At 55.9% G+C, this 18,853-nt stretch carries 17 protein-coding genes; 8 read left to right on the top strand and 9 right to left on the bottom strand.

Features of this window, described 5'->3' with window-relative positions:
* Positions 1-180 precede the first annotated feature (180 nt).
* Complete coding sequence (gene argE, locus ACU6TU_RS14810) at positions 181-1,350, top strand: acetylornithine deacetylase (RefSeq protein ID WP_447144269.1); 1,170 nt, start codon at positions 181-183, stop codon at positions 1,348-1,350.
* 110 nt (positions 1,351-1,460) lie between these two features.
* Here argE and ACU6TU_RS14805 read toward each other — a convergent pair whose 3' ends face one another.
* Complete coding sequence (locus tag ACU6TU_RS14805) at positions 1,461-1,772, bottom strand: hypothetical protein (RefSeq protein WP_447142154.1); 312 nt, start codon at positions 1,770-1,772, stop codon at positions 1,461-1,463.
* A 150-nt stretch (positions 1,773-1,922) separates the two neighbouring features.
* Here ACU6TU_RS14805 and ACU6TU_RS14800 point away from each other — a divergent pair, with 150 nt between their 5' ends.
* The 4 genes from ACU6TU_RS14800 to ACU6TU_RS14785 all read left to right on the top strand — a co-directional run bounded on the left by ACU6TU_RS14800 (position 1,923) and on the right by ACU6TU_RS14785 (position 3,972).
* Positions 1,923-2,387: a YchJ family protein gene (locus tag ACU6TU_RS14800; protein ID WP_447142153.1), complete on the top strand. Its 465-nt coding sequence runs from the start codon at positions 1,923-1,925 to the stop codon at positions 2,385-2,387.
* A 9-nt stretch (positions 2,388-2,396) separates the two neighbouring features.
* A complete protein-coding gene (locus ACU6TU_RS14795) occupies positions 2,397-2,711 on the top strand; it encodes a GIY-YIG nuclease family protein (protein ID WP_447142152.1) in 315 nt (104 codons plus the stop codon).
* A 202-nt stretch (positions 2,712-2,913) separates the two neighbouring features.
* A complete protein-coding gene (locus ACU6TU_RS14790; protein ID WP_447142151.1) occupies positions 2,914-3,231 on the top strand; it encodes a hypothetical protein in 318 nt (105 codons plus the stop codon).
* A gap of 75 nt (positions 3,232-3,306) precedes the next feature.
* Positions 3,307-3,972, top strand: a complete 666-nt coding sequence (locus ACU6TU_RS14785; protein WP_447142150.1) for a fumarylacetoacetate hydrolase family protein — start codon at positions 3,307-3,309, stop codon at positions 3,970-3,972.
* Between the two features lie 17 nt (positions 3,973-3,989).
* On the opposite strand, the gene speA is transcribed toward ACU6TU_RS14785, so the two are convergent.
* Positions 3,990-5,909: a biosynthetic arginine decarboxylase gene (speA, locus tag ACU6TU_RS14780; RefSeq protein ID WP_447142149.1), complete on the bottom strand. Its 1,920-nt coding sequence runs from the start codon at positions 5,907-5,909 to the stop codon at positions 3,990-3,992.
* The gene (locus ACU6TU_RS14775; protein WP_447142148.1) at positions 5,906-6,865 is read right to left on the bottom strand and encodes a homoserine kinase; all 960 of its coding nucleotides are present in this window, start codon (positions 6,863-6,865) and stop codon (positions 5,906-5,908) included. The genes speA and ACU6TU_RS14775 overlap by 4 nt, the downstream gene beginning before the upstream one ends.
* 175 nt (positions 6,866-7,040) lie before the next feature.
* Here ACU6TU_RS14775 and polA point away from each other — a divergent pair, with 175 nt between their 5' ends.
* Complete coding sequence (gene polA, locus ACU6TU_RS14770; protein WP_447142147.1) at positions 7,041-9,803, top strand: DNA polymerase I; 2,763 nt, start codon at positions 7,041-7,043, stop codon at positions 9,801-9,803.
* A gap of 48 nt (positions 9,804-9,851) precedes the next feature.
* Here the strand turns inward: polA and ACU6TU_RS14765 are convergent, their stop codons facing one another.
* Positions 9,852-10,568, bottom strand: coding sequence for a sulfite exporter TauE/SafE family protein (locus ACU6TU_RS14765; protein ID WP_447142146.1), 717 nt, complete (start codon positions 10,566-10,568; stop codon positions 9,852-9,854).
* A gap of 296 nt (positions 10,569-10,864) precedes the next feature.
* On the opposite strand from ACU6TU_RS14765, the gene ACU6TU_RS14760 reads away from it, so the two are divergent.
* Complete coding sequence (locus ACU6TU_RS14760) at positions 10,865-11,101, top strand: YdcH family protein (RefSeq protein WP_447142145.1); 237 nt, start codon at positions 10,865-10,867, stop codon at positions 11,099-11,101.
* A 130-nt stretch (positions 11,102-11,231) separates the two neighbouring features.
* On the opposite strand, the gene ACU6TU_RS14755 is transcribed toward ACU6TU_RS14760, so the two are convergent.
* Complete coding sequence (locus ACU6TU_RS14755) at positions 11,232-12,272, bottom strand: Fe(3+) ABC transporter substrate-binding protein (RefSeq protein WP_447142144.1); 1,041 nt, start codon at positions 12,270-12,272, stop codon at positions 11,232-11,234.
* A 329-nt stretch (positions 12,273-12,601) separates the two neighbouring features.
* Here ACU6TU_RS14755 and ACU6TU_RS14750 point away from each other — a divergent pair, with 329 nt between their 5' ends.
* Positions 12,602-13,699: an ABC transporter ATP-binding protein gene (locus ACU6TU_RS14750; protein WP_447142143.1), complete on the top strand. Its 1,098-nt coding sequence runs from the start codon at positions 12,602-12,604 to the stop codon at positions 13,697-13,699.
* 32 nt (positions 13,700-13,731) lie between these two features.
* Here ACU6TU_RS14750 and ACU6TU_RS14745 read toward each other — a convergent pair whose 3' ends face one another.
* The 4 genes from ACU6TU_RS14745 to dctP all read right to left on the bottom strand — a co-directional run bounded on the left by ACU6TU_RS14745 (position 13,732) and on the right by dctP (position 18,676).
* Positions 13,732-15,417, bottom strand: a complete 1,686-nt coding sequence (locus tag ACU6TU_RS14745; RefSeq protein ID WP_447142142.1) for an ABC transporter permease — start codon at positions 15,415-15,417, stop codon at positions 13,732-13,734.
* Positions 15,418-15,657: 240 nt separating this feature from the next.
* Positions 15,658-16,983, bottom strand: a complete 1,326-nt coding sequence (locus ACU6TU_RS14740; protein WP_447142141.1) for a TRAP transporter large permease — start codon at positions 16,981-16,983, stop codon at positions 15,658-15,660.
* Positions 16,980-17,483 (bottom strand): TRAP transporter small permease subunit, encoded by a 504-nt coding sequence (locus tag ACU6TU_RS14735; RefSeq protein WP_447142140.1) that lies wholly within the window; start codon positions 17,481-17,483, stop codon positions 16,980-16,982. The genes ACU6TU_RS14740 and ACU6TU_RS14735 overlap by 4 nt, the downstream gene beginning before the upstream one ends.
* Before the next feature lie 89 nt (positions 17,484-17,572).
* Positions 17,573-18,676, bottom strand: coding sequence for a TRAP transporter substrate-binding protein DctP (gene dctP / locus ACU6TU_RS14730; RefSeq protein ID WP_447142139.1), 1,104 nt, complete (start codon positions 18,674-18,676; stop codon positions 17,573-17,575).
* Positions 18,677-18,853: the final 177 nt, after the last annotated feature.

Genomic DNA, 18,853 nt, shown 5'->3' with positions numbered 1-18,853 from the left:
CATTTCTGTGAATGCCAGATGAAGTGCCTGTGACAATACAATGTGTAGCAGACGACATGTAGCAGACGGTATATGACGATGGTATGTAAAGATGGTATTTGAAGACGGTATTTGGTCAACAGCCCCTGAGCCGTGTAGCCTTGGCAAGAGGCATGATGCCAGCAACCTGATAGGTGAATGATGCAAGAGGCCATAACACTTCTGGCGCGTCTGGTCGCGTTCGATACCACGTCGAGTGAATCCAATCTGGCGCTGATCGAGTTTGTCGAAGCGTATCTGGAAGAGTTTGGGGTGGAAAGCGAGCGGGTGATGAGCCCTTGTGGCAAGAAAGCCAATCTGATTGCGCGGATTGGGCCAGACGCGCCCGGCGGCGTCATGCTGTCAGGCCACACCGATGTCGTGCCAGTGACGGGCCAGCCGTGGTCAAGCGAACCGTTCACCTTGCGCGATGGTGACGACGGTCGGCTTTACGGACGTGGTACCTGCGACATGAAAGGCTTTATCGCCTGTGCGCTGGCCATGGTGCCCGAGTGGTCGCGGGCGGTGTTAAAGCAGCCGATCTATTTCGGTTTCTCGTATGATGAAGAAATTGGCTGCGTTGGCGCACCGGATCTGATTCGGCGCTTTCATACCCATTATTCCACCACCGCCCATGTCATTGTCGGCGAACCAACCAGTATGCAGCCCGTGGTCGCTCAGAAGGGGGCGACGAACCTGCGTACGACGGTGATTGGTAAGGAAGCCCATAGCAGCCAGGTTAATCAGGGTACCTCAGCGATTCACGTTGCCGCCAGGCTGGTGACCTTTATTGAAGATACCATGGCGACACTGGTCGAGGAGGGCCGCGTCGATAACGCCTTTAATGTGCCGCATACCAGCTTGCACGTCGGCAAGATCAAGGGCGGTACGGCGATCAACATCATGGCGCGTGAATGTCAGTTCGAGTGGGAAATCCGCCATTTGCCAACCGACACCTTTGACGAAATCTATGCGCGTTTTGAAGCCTATTGCCAGACGTTAACGGCAGAGTTGCGTGATAAAGGCAAATACCTTGAGATTGCCACCGAGCCGCTTAACGTCACCGTGCCGGGCCTTGCTGATCACGATAATGAGCACGTGTTGCGTTTAGCCAGCGAGCATCTACCGGATACCTGCTGCCAGCATGCGGTTGCTTACGCCACGGAAGCTGGGCAGTTCCAGCAGGCCGGATTGCAGACCATTATTCTTGGCCCGGGTAGCATTGCCCAGGCGCATCAGCCGGATGAGTATATTGACAGGAGTGAGCTGGAAGCCTGTGTGGCCTTCATGCGCCGGATGGGCCGCGCGCTTGAAGTCTCGTACGGCGGTTAGCGACACAAAAAACCCCACACGCATGAGCGGGTGGGGCATCGAATCATACCACTTCTAATACGCCGACTTTCAACGAAAAAGGTTGGTCAAAAAAGTGATCAAAAAACCCTTTATGTAGAAGGTTGCTCTTCGTAAAGTTCAGCCTTGGCATGGCGCATAACATCTTCACACGCTTGCTGGTGGGCCAGCTGAATCAACAGCTGCTGAGTCACTTCAAACCCTTTACCCAGACAAGTATCCACTTCATCCTGGCTAACTGCCGGTGTTACGTTGTAGGCTACTTTCAACGTACGGCCGCCGCGATCCAGCCGGTCGGCCATGCCCCGCAGTCGCCACGCCACTCTCTCTTTCCAGTTTGCCGATTCTTCCGCGCCTTCGTTTACGCTAAACGTGCACTGCCATTCCGGTTTAAAGACCTTCATAGGAGAACCTCCATTGCATGTTGGAAAGATGATCGATCGTGATGCTTACCTCGTGTGTCTGCTATTCTTGCCAAGCTACTATACCTAACTATTTACTAATACCGAAACAAAACATATATCAAGCATGAAAATGACATAAGTAAATAACCCATGACACCTTCCACACCAGTGACTTGCCCCTGTGGCAGTGGCGCTATGTTCGTCTCCTGCTGCCACCCCTATCATCTTGGCAGAGCGACCCCCGCGACGCCAGAAGCGCTGATGCGTTCTCGTTACAGCGCCTTTGCGCTCCAGCTAGCGGAGTATCTGCTGGCAACGTGGCATGCCAGTACTCGACCGGCGACGCTGGCACCTGACCCTTTGACTCAATGGAAAGCGCTGACCATTGTGGCAGCACCACCGGCAACGGATGAGACGGGCATCGTGCATTTTATGGCGTATTTTCGCGAGCAGAACCGCTGGCAGGTGCTGGAGGAGCAGTCACGCTTTGTGCGGGAAGACGGGCGCTGGTGGTATGTCGATGGCGTGCCCACAGTGGAACGCCTGAAGCCAGGTCGAAACGACCGTTGTCTGTGTGGCAGTGGTCGCAAAATCAAACAGTGTTGCGGCGAATGACTCTCCGTTATGCCACTTGATACCCACCAGGGCGAAGCCGAAACCTCGCCAGTGGACACCAGCAGCCAATGGTGCCTTTACCTGTTGGAATGCCAACGCGGTACCTATGTTGGCATCACCAATAACCTGGCAAAGCGTTATAAAGCGCATTGCGCTGGAAAAGGCGCCCGCTACACCCGTGCCAACCCACCGCTGGCATTATTGGGCGCGCAGCCGTTTGAGAGTCGTGCTGAGGCAAGCCGTGCGGAATATGCGCTGAAAAAGTGTACCGCCCAGCAAAAGCGAGCCTGGGCCAGAACCTGGCCAGTGGTTCCTGAAAAGTAAGCCTTGTTGCTGGCTTGATGACCGCCATCGGTCAACTTCCTGTGCTGTTCCTTGACGCCGCCTTGGGTTGGAACTTACGGGGGAGGCGAAGACAGTCGCAAGAACAGGCGTTTCATCGTTAAATACGTTACGATAGCGTGTTGATATTTTATCGTTGGCTCATGTGCAATGGCACGGCCGTGCATTCAAGGGAGAGATAGAGGTGGCTGTTTACGGCGGCATACAGGCGCGGGAGCTTGATTACTGGCTCAATGCGCTCATCAACGCAGCGTATGACCGGCGCTGCCCGCTGGCCAATATTCATGGCAGTCACCCGCGTGCCCGCACGGCGCGCCAGGATCTTCTTGATATGGCCAACAACTATCGCAGTAACCGCCAGGGTTCCGAGGCCACCGCCATGGCGCTGGGGCGTTGGTGCCAGATTTATCTGACTGAGTCCGAATGGTACCAGTTGACGGGGGATCGCCCGGGGGCTGGCGAAACACCGTCTGAATGGCTGGTTCGCCATCACGTCGGGTAATCATTTCAGATCGCTAACAACACCGATTTTTGTCGTTAATCGGCGGCAGGCATTACGAGAAGGAGAAAATCCGCCATGCCTTTTGTTCCTCAGTTTTCGGATGGCCAGCCATTTACTCATATGCTGGGCAAAATTGTCTGCGTGGGTCGCAATTACGCGGATCATGCCAAGGAACTGAACAACCCCGTACCGTCTGCTCCCATACTGTTCATCAAGCCATCGACCAGTGCGATAAGCTTTGATGCGCCGCTGGAGCCGCCTTTCTCACGCGGTGAGGTTCACTATGAAGCGGAACTGGCGCTGCTGATAGGGGAGACTCTGACCGATGCGACGCAGGATGAAGCCGAACGTGCGATTGTGGGGATTGGAATGGCGCTGGATCTGACGCTGCGTGATGTTCAGACCCAGCTCAAGGAGCAGGGTCATCCGTGGGAGGTTTCCAAGGGTTTCGACGGGGCTTGCCCACTTTCCGGATTCTTGCCGCTAAGCCGGGTGCCTAACTGGAACGCATTGGCGTTTCGCCTGGAAATTAACGGCGAAGAGTGCCAGTACGGGGAAGGGGCCGATATGCTGTTCCCGATTCCTACCCTGGTCGCGGAAATGAGTCGCCATTTTACGCTGGAACCAGGCGATGTGATTCTGACCGGCACGCCAGCCGGGGTCGGTGAACTGCCGCGTGGCGCTCAGCTGCGTATGACCCTGACCGGCGGGCTGGAAGTGACGGCCAGCGTCATCGAATAAGCGGTTTGTTTGAACGCTTACTCCAGGTAGGTGTAGCCACTCAGACCATCGCGCAGGCTGGTAGCAAAATGGGCCTGCTCGTGGTCTGATAGCTGGCTGGCTGCCAGCTGTGCCATCAAGCGGGCCTGAAGCTCATCAGCGTCAAAGTTGACGTAGGAAAGCACATCCGCCACGCGATCGCCTGCCAGCGGATTGGAAAGCACCCAGTGGCCTTCTTTATCCAGCGCGGCATCCACGGAATCGGTATCACCGAACAGGTTATGCAGGTCGCCAAGAATTTCCTGATAGGCACCCACTAGAAAAAAGCCAAGCCAGCGTTCGTCATCACTGGTCCACTCGGGTAGCGGTAACGTACTTTCCACGCCCTGACCATCCACGTAGCTGTCAATGCGTCCGTCGGAATCGCAGGTAATATCCTGAATCACGGCGCGTCGATCAGGCGTCTGGTCGAGCCCCGTCAATGGCAGCACGGGAAAAATCTGCTCGATCCCCCACACGTCCGGCACCGACTGAAACAGTGAGAAATTCACAAACAGCTTATCGGCGAGCTTTTCCGCCAGTTCGTCCTGAATATCACGATGCGCCCGGTTGCGGCTGTCCAGTTGGGTACGCAGGCGACCGCAGGCGGCAGTATAAACGCGCTCACCCTCGGCCCGAGCAGACATGTTACATAGCCCAAGGACAAAGCGTTCCTGTAGCTCACTGATGGCCTGCAGCAGGTCATGCCATGCCTCAACCAGCACGCGGGGTTCCTGAAAGGTTTCCAGCTGGTCGAGGACCCGCCACAGCGCTTCCAGCTGCGGGTCCTGGTGTTCCGGGCGAGACGGTGGCGTGGTGTCGATGCGTTCTTCATCAATCACATTGGTGATCAGTACCGCGTGATGAGCGGTCAGCGCCCGACCAGATTCACTGATCAGGTGAGGCTGCGGCAAGTCGGTTTCCTGACACAGTTGAGCAAAGGCGTTGACCACGTTGCGGGCATATTCGGCCATGGAGTAATTGGCCGAACAGAAGCTGCGCGAACGCGTGCCTTCGTAATCAACGCCCAGCCCGCCGCCGACATCCACGCTATCAATCGGGGCGCCAAGCTCAATCAGGCTCTGATAAAAGCGCGCGCATTCACGCAAACCGCGCTGAATATCGCGGATATTGGCAATCTGTGAGCCGAGGTGGAAATGGACCAGCTGCAGGCTGGCCAGGGCGTCCTGTTCGCGCAATGTGTCGATGACCTGGAGAATCTGGCTCGCCGTCAGGCCAAACTTGGATTTCTCACCGCCGGTGTTCTGCCATTTGCCTTTACCCACTGACGCGAGCCGGGCGCGTAGGCCAATGCGTGGTTTGACGCCTATAGCGTGAGCTTCTTCAAGCACCTGCGTCAGCTCGGAAAGCTTTTCAATGACAAGGTACACCCGGTGACCGAGTTTTTCGCCGAGTAGTGCCAGGCGAATATACTCACGGTCTTTATAGCCGTTACACACAATCAACGAAGACGTGCGGTCGGAAAGGGCCAGCACCGCGAGTAACTCTGGCTTGCTGCCGGCCTCCAGACCCACGCGGCCGTTACCGCGTTCGGCAGTGGCCAGAATCTCTTCAACCACGCGACGCTGCTGATTCACCTTGATCGGATAGACCGCCGTGTAGCCAGCCTGATAATCAACATCGCTCATGGCGCGGTCGAAGGCGCCGCACAGCTGTTCCACACGATCGTGAAGAATATCGCTGAAGCGCACGAGCACTGGCAGGCGTAGCCCGGCATCTAGCAGTTGGTGAACCAGCCCTTTGAGCGGCAGAGCCGGGCCAGGAGTTTCATGGCCGAGCGGTCGCACCAGAGCTTGCCCCTGGTCGTCGACATCAAAGTAGCCGCTGCCCCACTGATCGATATTCCAGGTGCGCCGTGCGCGCTGGGCCGGGGTGCTGGCGGACGCCATATGGCTCATGAATTTGCCTCAGGAAACGCTAGCGCATCGTGAGCAATGCGCGTTTTCAGAATAATACCAAAACGCTCCGGGTCATGTGGCGTCAGGTCATGAGCGGGTGGGTCAACGTAAACCACCAGCAGCCGCGATAACCAGTAACGCAGGGCGGTCATTCGCAGCATCACCGGCCAGACCGCGCGTTCTTCCACGCTGATGGGGCGGCGTGCCTGATAAGCGCTGAGGATCGCCTCGTAACGTTCCTGATTAAGCTGGCCATTTTCATCAGAGGCCCAGTCGTTAATCACAATCGCCAGATCAAACAGCAGATCGCCGGTACAGCCGTTGTAGAAATCGATAATGCCGCCAAGCCGGTCACCGTCAAACAGGGTGTTGTCGCGAAACAGATCGCCATGCAGCGCACCCTGAGGTAACTCGGCGTGCTGACTGAAAACGGTTTCGTAATCGTCGATTTCGTCTTTTATCAGCGTCTGGTCAGCAGGGCTGATATAGGCCAGCACCTTGTGATGCATCGCCTGTAGCCAGTGCAGATCGCGCGGATTATGGCGGTGCCCATGAAAATGCTGAGAAACGGCGTGCAGTCGTCCAAGCGTATCGCCCAAGACCTGACACTGGGTCAGGTTGGGCGCCTCTGGATGACGGCCGGGCAGGCGCGGAAACAGCAGGGCCGGTTTGCCCGCCAGGCTATGCAGCGCCACACCTTTACGGTCATGCACCGGGCCGGGGACCGGCAGGCGGTGCTCGTCCAGGTAGTCCAGCAGATCCACAAAGAAAGGCAACTCTTCATGCTCGCCCTGCTCGAACAGGGTAAGCACTAGTTGGCGGTGATCCGTGGTGACAAAAAATGTCGAATTTTCGGTGCCGCCCGCGACCCCTTCCAGGATTTGCAGGTGGCCAACGTCGAACTTTTCCAGAAACGCTGCGACCTGTGCGTCGCTTAGCGGAGTAAATACAGCCATGAGAGCCTCGCCCAGGTTGCCAAGGCCAACATTGTAGCGGTTTGATGCGTGAGTTGGCAGCATTCAAACATGTGATTATTCGCCGTGGGACCGTGAAAGGTGTGTTTCCGTTCGGCACTTCCTGCTGAGCGCGTTATCATGGTCGCCTTTATTTTCAGCAGGTGGATTTCTGGTTATGGCTCGCGCTCCGATTGTGCTTGTGGATGGCTCTTCCTATTTATATCGCGCCTTTCACGCGTTACCGCCACTGACAACCTCTCAGGGGCAGCCAACGGGGGCTGTCAAAGGCGTGCTGAATATGCTCAAGCGCCTGATCAAGGACTACCCGGACAGCCCCATGGCGGTGGTTTTTGATGCACCGGGAAAAACCTTCCGTGATGAGCTCTACAGCGACTACAAGGCTCATCGCCCGCCGATGCCCGATGATCTACGCAGCCAGATCCGGCCGCTGCATGCCTGTGTCAAAGCCTTGGGCTTACCGCTTCTGTGCGTTGAAGGCGTCGAGGCGGATGACGTGATCGGCACGCTGGCCTATCACGCGACCGAAGCCGGGCGCGATGCGGTGATCTCCACGGGTGACAAGGATATGGCGCAGCTGGTCAATGCGCACATCACCCTGGTCAACACCATGAAAGACGAAACCCTGGATGAACCCGGTGTGGAAGCCAAGTTTGGCCTGCCGCCAGCGCTGATTATCGATTACCTCGCCTTGATGGGCGATAAGGTTGATAACATCCCAGGTGTGCCGGGGGTTGGCGAGAAAACCGCAATTGGCCTGTTGCAGGGCATGGGTGGTGGGCTGGAGACGATTTACGCCGACCTTGAACGGGTAAAAACGCTGACCTTCCGTGGTGCGAAAACCCTGCCCAAAAAGCTTGAGGAACATCGCGAACAGGCTTTTCTTTCCTACCAGTTGGCTACCATCAAGACCGACTGTGAGTTGCCCGTCGGCCTGGACGACCTGGATATCGCCCAGCCCGATCAGCAGCAGCTGGCGGAGCTCTACCGCGAAATGGAATTCAAGCAGTGGCTGAACGAACTGCTGAACGGCCAGGACAGTGCAGTGGTGGCAGCTGCCGATCAGGCGGATTCATCACCTGACAATCAAGAATTGCCAACGCCTGCAGCAGAGCGCCGTGATCAGGTGATTACCGAGCAGGCTGACTTTGAAGCACTGCTGGCCCGGCTGAACAAGGCGTCGTCCTTCTGCGTCGATCTGGAAACCACCAGCCTGAATTATATGGAGGCTGAAATTGTCGGTGTCGGGCTGGCGCTGGAAGCGGGTGAAGCGATGTATATTCCGCTGGCCCACGACTATCTAGATGCCCCGGCACAACTTGACCGCAACAGCGTACTGACGGCGCTGAAGCCGCTGCTGGAAGCCCCGGATAAGGTCAAAATCGGCCAGAACCTCAAGTACGATATGTCGGTGCTGGCCAATGTCGGGATTACGCTGGCAAGCCCCTTGGCGGATACCATGCTGGCGTCCTATGTTCTTAATGCCACGGCCACGCGCCACGACATGGATTCGCTGGCGCTGAAATACCTGGGCGAAGCCACCACGTCGTTCGAGGACATTGCTGGCAAAGGGGCCAAACAGCTCACCTTCAATCAGATAGCGCTGGAACAGGCGGTGCCCTATGCCTGTGAAGATGTCGACATTACCTTGCGCCTGCAGGCGGCATTACGTCCTATGGTCGAAGCCGAAGGCCAGCTAGCCGAGGTGCTGGACGAGCTGGAACTGCCCCTGGTGCCGGTGCTGTCACGCATCGAGCGCAATGGCGTGGCGCTGGATGCCGAGCGCCTGCATGCCCACAGCCAGCAACTTGAGCAGCGTATTCACGCATTGGAAAAGCAGGCCTTTGAACTGGCCGGGCGTGAGTTCAACCTGGGCTCGCCCAAGCAGCTGGGCGAAATCCTGTTCGAGGAACAGAAAATCCCCGTGCTCAAGAAAACGCCCAAAGGCGCACCCTCCACGGCAGAAGCCGTGCTGGAAGAGCTGGCGCTGGATTACCCGCTGCCCAAGGTCATCATGCAGCACCGCGGTCTTGCCAAGCTGAAATCAACCTATACCGATAAGCTGCCCCGTCTGATCAACCCGCGAACGGGCCGCGTGCATACCAGTTACCACCAGGCCGTGACGGCCACGGGGCGGCTGTCGTCATCCGACCCCAACCTGCAGAATATTCCTATCCGTAGCGAAGAAGGCCGCAAGATTCGTCAGGCGTTTATCGCCCGCCCAGGCTACCGCATTGTGGCCGCCGACTACTCGCAGATCGAGCTGCGTATCATGGCCCATCTATCCGAAGATAAAGGGCTGCTGACCGCCTTTGCCGACGGCAAGGATATCCACACCGCCACTGCCGCAGAAGTCTTTGGCACGCCGCTGGAGAAAGTGACAAGCGATCAGCGGCGCAGTGCCAAGGCGATCAATTTCGGGCTGATCTACGGCATGAGTGCCTGGGGGCTCTCGCGCCAGCTGCATATCGAACGTGGCCAGGCGCAGACCTATATCGATCGCTACTTCGACCGTTATCCGGGCGTGGCCCGCTACATGGAACGTATTCGCGCCCAGGCAGCGGACGATGGTTTTGTTGAAACCGTTTTCGGTCGGCGCCTGTATCTTCCCGAGATCCACTCGCAGAATCATAACCGTCGCCAGGGCGCTGAACGCACCGCGATCAACGCGCCGATGCAGGGCACGGCAGCCGATATCATCAAGCGGGCGATGATTGACGTGGATGCCTGGCTGGCAGAAGGGGAGTTCGATGCCCTGATGGTCATGCAGGTACACGATGAGCTGGTATTTGAAGTGGCGGATCGTCAGGTTGAAGCCTTTATCCCCCAGATTCAGCAGCGTATGCAGGCCGCCGCCAGCCTTAGCGTGCCGCTGACCATTGAAGCGGAAAGTGGTGCCAACTGGGACGAAGCACACTGATCCGGTGTTCTGGCCTGAGCGCGTGCCCTGGGCCGTACAGCGCGAGGGTTACAGCGTGGAGAGCAGCAGATGGGTGCCGGTAATGCCCAGAATCAGGTAGGTGATCAGGGTGAAAATGGCCTGGCTGATATACCGGAACAGGTACTGGCCGATAACGATGCCGATAATGGCAACCGGGGCCAGCGACACGGCGGTTAGCCAGATATCAAGGCGGGTGCTGCCGCTTGCGACCTGTAACAGCAGGCTGGCAGCGTACACAAATAGGCCAAATGCCAGGGTTGTGCTGCGCAGTGCCGCCTTATCCATCTGGGTGCCCGAAAAATAAAGCAACAAGGGTGGGCCCGGCATTCCCAGGCTGGTGGTTAATATCCCCGATATACCGCCAGCGGCATGATCCTTTATCACGCTTTGCTGGGTTCTGATCTTGAAGAGCAGTAAGGCGGTTAGAAATAGAATCAGCAGGCTGATGATCAGGGTCAGGTAGTAAGGGTCCAGATACAGAAACACCAAAAGCCCCAGAGGCGCTCCCACCAGGCAGCCCTTGAGCATCCGGGCCAACAGGGGTTTATTGATGGTATGCCCGATTCTGGGCACCATGATTAACGAAATCAGCAGCGATAATATGATATTGATCTGTATCGCGGTGTGTGCGTCAAACACCAGTAGCAGGAAGGGCGTGGCTATCACGGAGAAACCGAACCCGGTAGCGGCCTGAAGTGATGCGGCAAACAGCACAATAATTGAGGCCAGATACCAGGTATCCATTAGTTTCTCCTGAAATTTTTTGTTGTTTTGGTCGAAACAACCATAATGCCAGATTCAGAACGTGACTGCGCAAACAAAACCGCCCGCAGCCGATGGCTGCGGGCGGTTTGACTACCTGAAAGCGTTTATCTGACGCTCAGGTGTTAATTAACGCCAGCCGACGCGATCAAAGATCTTCACGGCTTCCGGGTTGTTCTCACCCAGTACGCTGATGTTGAGGTCGTCTTACTTGATATAACAGAATGTTGCAATTACCCTGTTTACATCTAATTCAGTTCACTCACTGGAGTATACGTATGGATGTCGAACATCACGATCTGGCCCATGAATTTCCCGAGCTGAAGGAACGTATCCATGAGTTAAAGACGCATGACAATCACTTCCAAAGGCAGTTCGAACGTTACGACTTGGTTACCAAAGAGATTGAGCGTCTGGAAAAGGAGGGTTTGCCAGTCTCGGATTCCGCGATTGAGGAGAAGAAAAAGGAACGCCTCGTATTGAAGGACGAGCTTCATCAAATGCTTACGGCCTAGGGAAGTGGTATAGCCCGCTGAACAATCAGACTGGAAGAGGGGAACAGACCCTAACAAAAAAACCGCCCGCAGCCTGTGGCTGCGGGCGGTTTTGACTACCTGAGAGAGCTTACCGAAACTCAGGTATTAATTAACGCCAGCCGACGCGATCAAAGATCTTCACGGCTTCCGGGTTGTTCTCACCCAGTACGCTGATGTTGAGGTCGTCTTTCTTGAAGTTGCCCCAGGATTCCAGTACCGGGGTCTTCTTGACGCCAGCCACAGCGGGGAACTCATAGTTGCCTTGGGCAAACATTTCCTGAGCTTCATCGGATGCCAGGAATTCAAGCAGACGAATGCCGTTTTCCGGGTTCTGCGAGTTGGCGACCAGGCCAGCACCGCCGACATTGACGTGGGTGCCGCGTCCTTCCTGATTGGGGAAGATGATACCGACTTTGCGCGCTGCTTCACGGTCAGCGTCATCATCGGAATGCAGCAAACGCACATAGTAGTAGTGGTTGCCAACGGCCAGATCACATTCGCCACTGGCGACACCACGGATCTGGTCGGTGTCACCGCCTTCCGGGTCACGCGCCATGTTATTCACAACGCCTTCTGCCCATTCCTGAGCGCCTTCTTCGCCGTGATGCTCAATCAAAGAGGCCAGCAGTGACTGGTTGTAGATGTTGTTGGATGAGCGAATACATACCTGGCCTTCGAACTGCGGGTCAGCAAGGTCTTCGTAGGAGCTGATCTGGCTGGGGTCGAAGTTTTCACGGTTGTAGTAGATCACGCGGGTACGTTGGCTGAAACCAAACCATTTGCCTTCCGGGTGACGCATGCTTTCCGGCAGACGCTCGTTCAATACTTCGGAGTCAACGCTCTGGAAAATACCTTCCTGCTCGGCGCGCCATAGGCGGCCAGCATCAACGGTCATCATGATGTCCGCTGGGCTTGCGATCCCTTCTCGCTGAATACGCTCAATCAGCTGGTCAGAATCCCCTTCAATGACATTAACTTCAATCCCGGTTTCATCAGTGAAGGCTTGATAAAGGGCTTCGTCAGAATCGTAGTGACGCGCCGAATAAACATTCACTTCATCTGCCAGTGCCTGGCCAGCAAAAGCACTGCCTAATACGACGGCAGCCAAAGGGGCGGCGACACGTACATTTTTTGTGCGAACAATTTTCATCTGTCAGTTTCCTCATTTCGATGAACGGTGTAGCGATTAAAGATATATTTTCAAGCTTGGTTGATAATTAATGATAATAAGTTGCATTAGCAGTGCTGATAATTTAAGCCTCTTCTGCCTCCTTCGTCAAGTTAATGAGAAGGAAAATCATCTACTGTTTTCTGTTCGGCGATCCACGTGCTGCCTTACTCCCCCGCGATAAGCCGTAGTATGCTGCGATTAGTATGCTGCGATAGAGCAGGTGCATTCTGCCCCGATAAAAAATAGAATGAGAATAACTTTCAGTTTTACTACGTTCTATTAGCGATTCAACTCGATGGCGGAGAATCATGACGGCAACAGTGAAAGCAGCAGACGTCGCTGCGCCGACACATGCACTGGCGCTGCACAACGTGCGCCACTCTTTTGATGGCAACAACGTTGTCAAAGGTGTGGATCTTGAAATCAAACCCGGCGAGGTCGTATGTCTTTTAGGACCTTCGGGCTGTGGGAAAACGACCTTACTGCGCATTGCAGCAGGGCTGGAAACGTTACAGGAAGGTAGTGTCGAGCTTGATGGTCAGGTCATTGCGCGGCCTGGCATGCGTCACTTGCCGCCTGAAAAACGCAGTGTTGGGCTGGCTTTTCAGGACTCCGCGCTTTTCCCTCATCTGAGTGTGGCGGAAAATGTGATGTTTGGCCTGAAAAGTCTACCTTCTGCCCGTCGCCGTTCCCGCGCTGTGGAGCTGCTGGAACAGCTGGGAATGGCCAGCTACGCCGACGTTTATCCGCATATGTTATCAGGCGGTCAACAACAGCGCGTGGCGTTGGCCCGTGCAATGGCCCCCAGCCCGCAACTGATGCTGCTGGATGAGCCGTTTTCCAGCCTGGATGCACGTCTGCGTGACCAGATCCGTGACGATACCCTCCACGTTTTGAAAAAAGTGGGCACGGCCACCTTGCTGGTGACCCACGACCCTGAAGAAGCCATGTTCATGGCCGACCGTATTGCCTTGATGCGCGATGGCGAAATCATTCAGACAGGCACGCCGCGAGAGCTTTACTGTGCGCCGAGCGATCCCTTTGTGGTGACTTTCTTCGGTGAGGTTAACGAACTCGAAGGCGTGGTCAAAGACGGCAAGGTAGCAACGCCTGTGGGCGATGTGGAAGCCGGCGACATACCGGATGGCAGCTTGGCCAAGGTGATGATTCGCCCTGAAGCATTGCGCATTGCGACGCGGGATTTACCTGCTAAGGCGCATGACCATAGCCATGTCATCATGGCCAAACTGCTGGGGCGCACCAGCCTGATTCACTTGTGCGCCCATGGCAGTAGCGGTAATGAGGCGCACCTGCATGCGCGGGTTTCCGGGTTGTTTCTGCCGGAGGAAGGTCAGCCGGTAGATATCAGCCTTGATCTCTCTCAGGTGTTTGTCTTTCCCCACTGACTCGTCTGAGTCACTTCCCGATGCGCTCGCCGTTAATGGCCACTACCGGGGCGAGCGCGCCGCATGGCAATGCTCAGCAGAATGACCGGAATGATGCCCACGATGACAATCGCCAGCGAGGCCGTAGAGGCTTCTGCCAGGCGCTCATCAGCCGCAAGGTTATGCGCCCGAACGGCGAGAGTATCGAAGTTGAACGGGCGTAGGATAATCGTGGCCGGGAGCTCCTTCATGACATCCACGAAGACCAGAATACCTGCCGCCAGCAGGCTACTGCGCATCAGCGGAGTGTGGATATGCCGCAAGGTACCGCCGGCTGTCTGGCCCAGGGTGCGTGAGGCCGCATCCATGCTGGGAGTTACCTTGCCCAGGCTGGCTTCAACGGCATTGAACGAGACGGCCAGAAAGCGCACCACATAGGCGTAGACCAGAATAAACGCTGACCCGCTGAAAATAAGCCCGACGATGACGCCGTAGGTATCCCGGGTCCACAGGTTGATGGTGTTATCCAGCCAGGCAAAGGGTATCAGAATGCCGACGGCCACCACCGAGCCGGGAATGGCGTACCCCATAGCAGCAATCCGCGAACTGAAACGTGCGAAAGGGGTGTTGTGAATGCGCACGCCATAGCTCAGCAGCATGGCCAGGCCCACGGCCAGCAAGGCGGCAATGGTCGCCAGCGACAGGCTGTTAAACGCGAAACTGAAGAAACGTGTGCCAAACAGGCTATCACCTTCAGTGATGGCCATTTCAAGCAGAATGCCGCTGGGTAACAGAAAGCCGATCAGTACCGGTAATAGGCAAAGTGCGACGGCACCCGCCGAGCGCCAGCCATGGAGCACATATTCCGGCAGCTGTTGGTAGCGGTTAGTGGTGTGGAAGTAACGACGTTTGCCCCGCGACCAGCGCTCAAGTAACACGAAAACAATCACGAAGGCCAGCAGGCAGGCGGCCAGCTGTGCGGCCGCAATAGGCTCGCCAAGGCCGAACCAGGTGCGGTAAATACCCGTGGTGAAGGTATCGACGCCAAAAAACTGTACGGCACCAAACTCGTTGAGGGTTTCCATTAATACCAGTGACACGCCGCCCACCAGGGCCGGCCGTGACAGCGGGACGGCTACGCTGGTAAACAGGTGCCAGGGGCCGCGCCCCAGGGTACGCCCCACATCCAGTACGCAAACGGACTGCTCCAGAAAAGACGCTCGCGCCAGCAGGTAAACGTAAGGGTAAAGCACCAGGGTGATCAGGGTTGCCGCCCCGCCCAGTGAGCGAATGTTGGGAAAGAAATAGTCACCGTGCTCCCAGCCAAAGGTGTCGCGCAGCAGGCTTTGCAGAGGGCCAGCAAACTGCAGAAAATCCGTATAGGCATAGGCGATGACGTAGGTGGGCACTGCCAGTGGCAGCAATAACGCCCATTCAAAGAGTCGTTTTCCAGGGAAACGGCACATTACCACCAGCCAGGCCGTGCCGGTGCCGATGACTAAGGTGCCAGTGCCGACAATCAACACCAGCCAGAAGGTGTTGGTCAGGTAGCGGGGGAGTACGGTACTGGCCAGGTGCTGCCAGATGTCACCCGCTGGCATGAAGATATGCGCAAGGATGACAACGACAGGCAGGGCAACCACCAGAGCGATAAGAAAAAGGGTCACTGACCAGACGTTAATGTGATTAGTGAAGCGGCGGGTCAGGCCGGCAAGCCCGCGACTGGCAGAATGCGACAAGTGAACCCCTCCTGTTGGAAGCCGGTGTTAACGTGTAATGAAGTGGGTCGCTGATGCGATTCGATGGACGATGTGCAATGAATTATCTGATGCGAATCGTAACGCTTTTAAGTCGTAACGGAGCCAGATAGTACCACCTGAGCGTCCGTTGTGCATGACTTCGCCTCCTCAGAAAAGCCACCGCCTGCGGTCAAACAGCGCAGGCGGTGGCTAACAGGGGGTTGCTGGAGAAGACGTTGATTAGCCAAGCAGAATAGCGGGGAGTCCGGTAATCAAGCCTGGGAAAACGGCCATCAACAGGCAGGCGAAGAGAATAATCGCCACGAAGGGAATGACCGCTTTATACAGGTCGACGATTTCCACGCCGGGAGGCGCAACGCCCTTGAGGTAAAACAGCGCGTAGCCAAAAGGTGGCGTCAAGAATGACGTCTGCAGCACGACGGCGACCATGACGACGAACCAAAGCACATCAATACCCATGGTCTCAACGATGGGCAGCATGATCGGGAAGCTAAGGAGAACGATGCCCGTCCAGTCGAGGAACATGCCCAGAATGAATACCAGAAACAGCATTAATATCAGAGCACCGACCGTGCCACCTGGCATGGAAAGCACCAGTTCCCTGATCACATCCATCCCGCCGCCGATCGAGAAAACACCGGTAAAGGCAGTCGCACCGACCAATACCAGCATGACCATGGTGGTGGTTTTACTGGCGGAAATCAGCGTATGAAAGCAAGTGGATAACTTGCGATCCCCGAAGATCATGAACAGCAGGAAGGCAATAAACACGCCAATGGCGGAGGCTTCAGTCGCCGTGGCGATCCCGGTGAAAAGGGCACCCAACACGCCAAGAATCAATGACATGGGCGGAACCACATACTTGGCGAGCATAATCAGCAGCTCTTTTGTGCTGACTTCGGCACGCTCTTCCGCAGGCACTTTCGGGCCATAGGACGGTTTGAGAAAGCAGAGGATCAGCACGTAAAGCGCATACATGGCACCCAGCATTAGCCCAGGCACCAGTGCACCCGCAAAGAGTGCGCCGACAGATACCGGTGAATAGCTGGCCATCAGGATTAGCATGATGCTGGGAGGAATCAGAATGCCCAAACAGCCGCTTGCCATGATCACGCCGGTACTGAGCTCTTTGTTGTAGCCGTATTTCAGCATGGGAGCGAGAGCAATCATGCCCATCACCGCAATTGAGGCACCGACAATGCCGGTGGTCGCGGCCAGCAGGACAGACACAATAACGACCGTCAGTGCCAGACCGCCGCGCAGATTGGCCAGCAGTAGACGCATGGCGTCAAACATCTTCTCTGTCACGCCAGAGTCGTTGAGAAAACGCGCCATCAGAATAAACAGGGGAATGGCAACCAGCACATAATTGTCCATGGCGTTGCCGTAAACATTATTGATGATGATGCCTAGCGTGTTCACACCCGGGCCCAAAAAAGCACCGATAACTGCAACACCGCCTAGTACAAACGCTAAGGGGTGCCCCATGAACAAGCCTACCAGTAGGCCGCTGAACATCATCAGCGTCAGCATTTCTGCACTCATGCCGTTGTCTCCTCACGTAACTCGATAATGGCACGTAGCACGATGGCAATGGCTTGTAACAGGATCAGCACCGCCGCCACGACAATCACCCCTTTCACGGGGTAAACCGGAATCGACACCATGCCGTAGGTGGTTTCGCCGCGGCTGATGGAGCGTTCGAAAAAGCTCCAGCCGTAAGTCAGCAGCAGCCAGATGAACGGCACGAAGAAAATGGCGTAACCGATAATCTCGAGTAGCGCCTGTTTTTTACGGGTTAAAAGGCGCTTGAGTACGTCGACTTCTACATGGGCGTGATGGCGCAAGCCATAGGCGGCCATCAGCATGAAGTGGGCACCAAAGAGCATTTTGGTCACGTCAAAGGCCCAGTCACTGGGGCGTCCAACGAAAAACCGCATGGCGATGTCGTACAGGACAATGATGGTAATGACCGCGACAAGTGGCGCGATAATTCGCCCAAGGAGCTCATTGAGGGCATCAATGGCTTTTGCGATCGCAAGCATCTGGGGAGATCTCCAAGGTGGTAGCAACGGTTATGGCATGGGTCGCAATACGACCGCCCCGGAGTCCTCCGGGGCGGTTGCCCTAAGGGTTACAGGCAGGCTTCGATTTCTTCAAGCGAGGGCAGGTTGTCGATCTGACGGCTCATGTTGAACGGTACGGTAACATCGCGCCAGTTAGCGTAGTTCTCCATGTAGCTGATCATGGAATGATAGACCTTGGCATGCATCGGGTCTTCACAGGCGCCGCGCAGAATCACTTCGTTGGTGGCGTTCTGGATTTCTGCCAGGTCATCCGCCGATAGCGTGCTGATTTCGACACCGTCTTCCTGGAATTTTATCGTGGCATCGGTCGAGGTACGCTCAGACCAGGAAAGAGACCAGGCCATGGTTGCTTCAGAGGCAATTTTCAGAATGTCCTGAGTCTCTTCGGAAAGCTCATCCCAGGCATCTTTGTTGATCATGACGCCAAAAACGCTGGCTGACTGGTGCCAACCCGGCGTCGACCAGTAATCAGCCACTTCCGAGAAACCTGCATTGTAATCAACGCCTGGCGTGGAGAATTCGCCCGCATCGATCACGCCGCGCTCAATGGCCTGATAGACTTCGCCGCCAGCCAGCGTGACCTGTGAGCCGCCCAGAATTTCCAGTACACGGCCCTGGTCACGGCCGGAGAGGCGCAGACGCTTGCCTTCCAGATCCGCGATGCTTTCGATAGGTGTATTACCCATGAAGCCAGATTCGTTGTTGGTAATACCGTAAGGCAGGTAGACCATGTTGTATTTGCCGTACACTTCCTGGTAGAGCTCAAAGCCACCCCATTGCTGAATCCAGTTCAGGTAATCAACGCCGTTGAACAGGCTGGTGGTGGTGGCCAGAGGCGAGAATGCCGGGCTGCGGCCTGCCCAGTAGCCAGGCCAGTCGCCAGCGGCCTGAATGGCGCCGGTTTCGGTGGCATCAAAGACTTCGGTGCCAGGCATCAAGGTGCCGCCTGCGCGGAAGTTGATCTGCAGATCATCTCCCGCGAGTTTGTTGACCATTTCAACCCAGTGCTGGTCAATTTTGATCAGATCAAGGTTGTCCGGCCAGGTGGTCGTCATTGTCCACTGCTGTTGCGCATGGGCCGTTGTAGAAAGCGCTGCCATGGCGATGCCTGCAGCCAGGCCAGAGACGGTAAATTTGATCATTTTGGACATTGTTAACTTCCCATTCGTGTTGGCGTTGTGGATATTGTTTTAAGAAATAGCCGAGTGTGCCCCAGGTGCTATGTACTAGAAACGGTGCATCAGATACATAGCTCAAGGCATTGCACATCGACCGACAAGCTGCCTATAGCAGGGAAATACAACTGCTATGAGATTACAAGTTAACGT

This window comes from Halomonas sp. LS-001 (assembly GCF_052983955.1).
The sequence above is the reverse complement of the archived record's forward strand: the minus strand, read 5'-3'. Positions and strand labels throughout refer to the sequence as shown.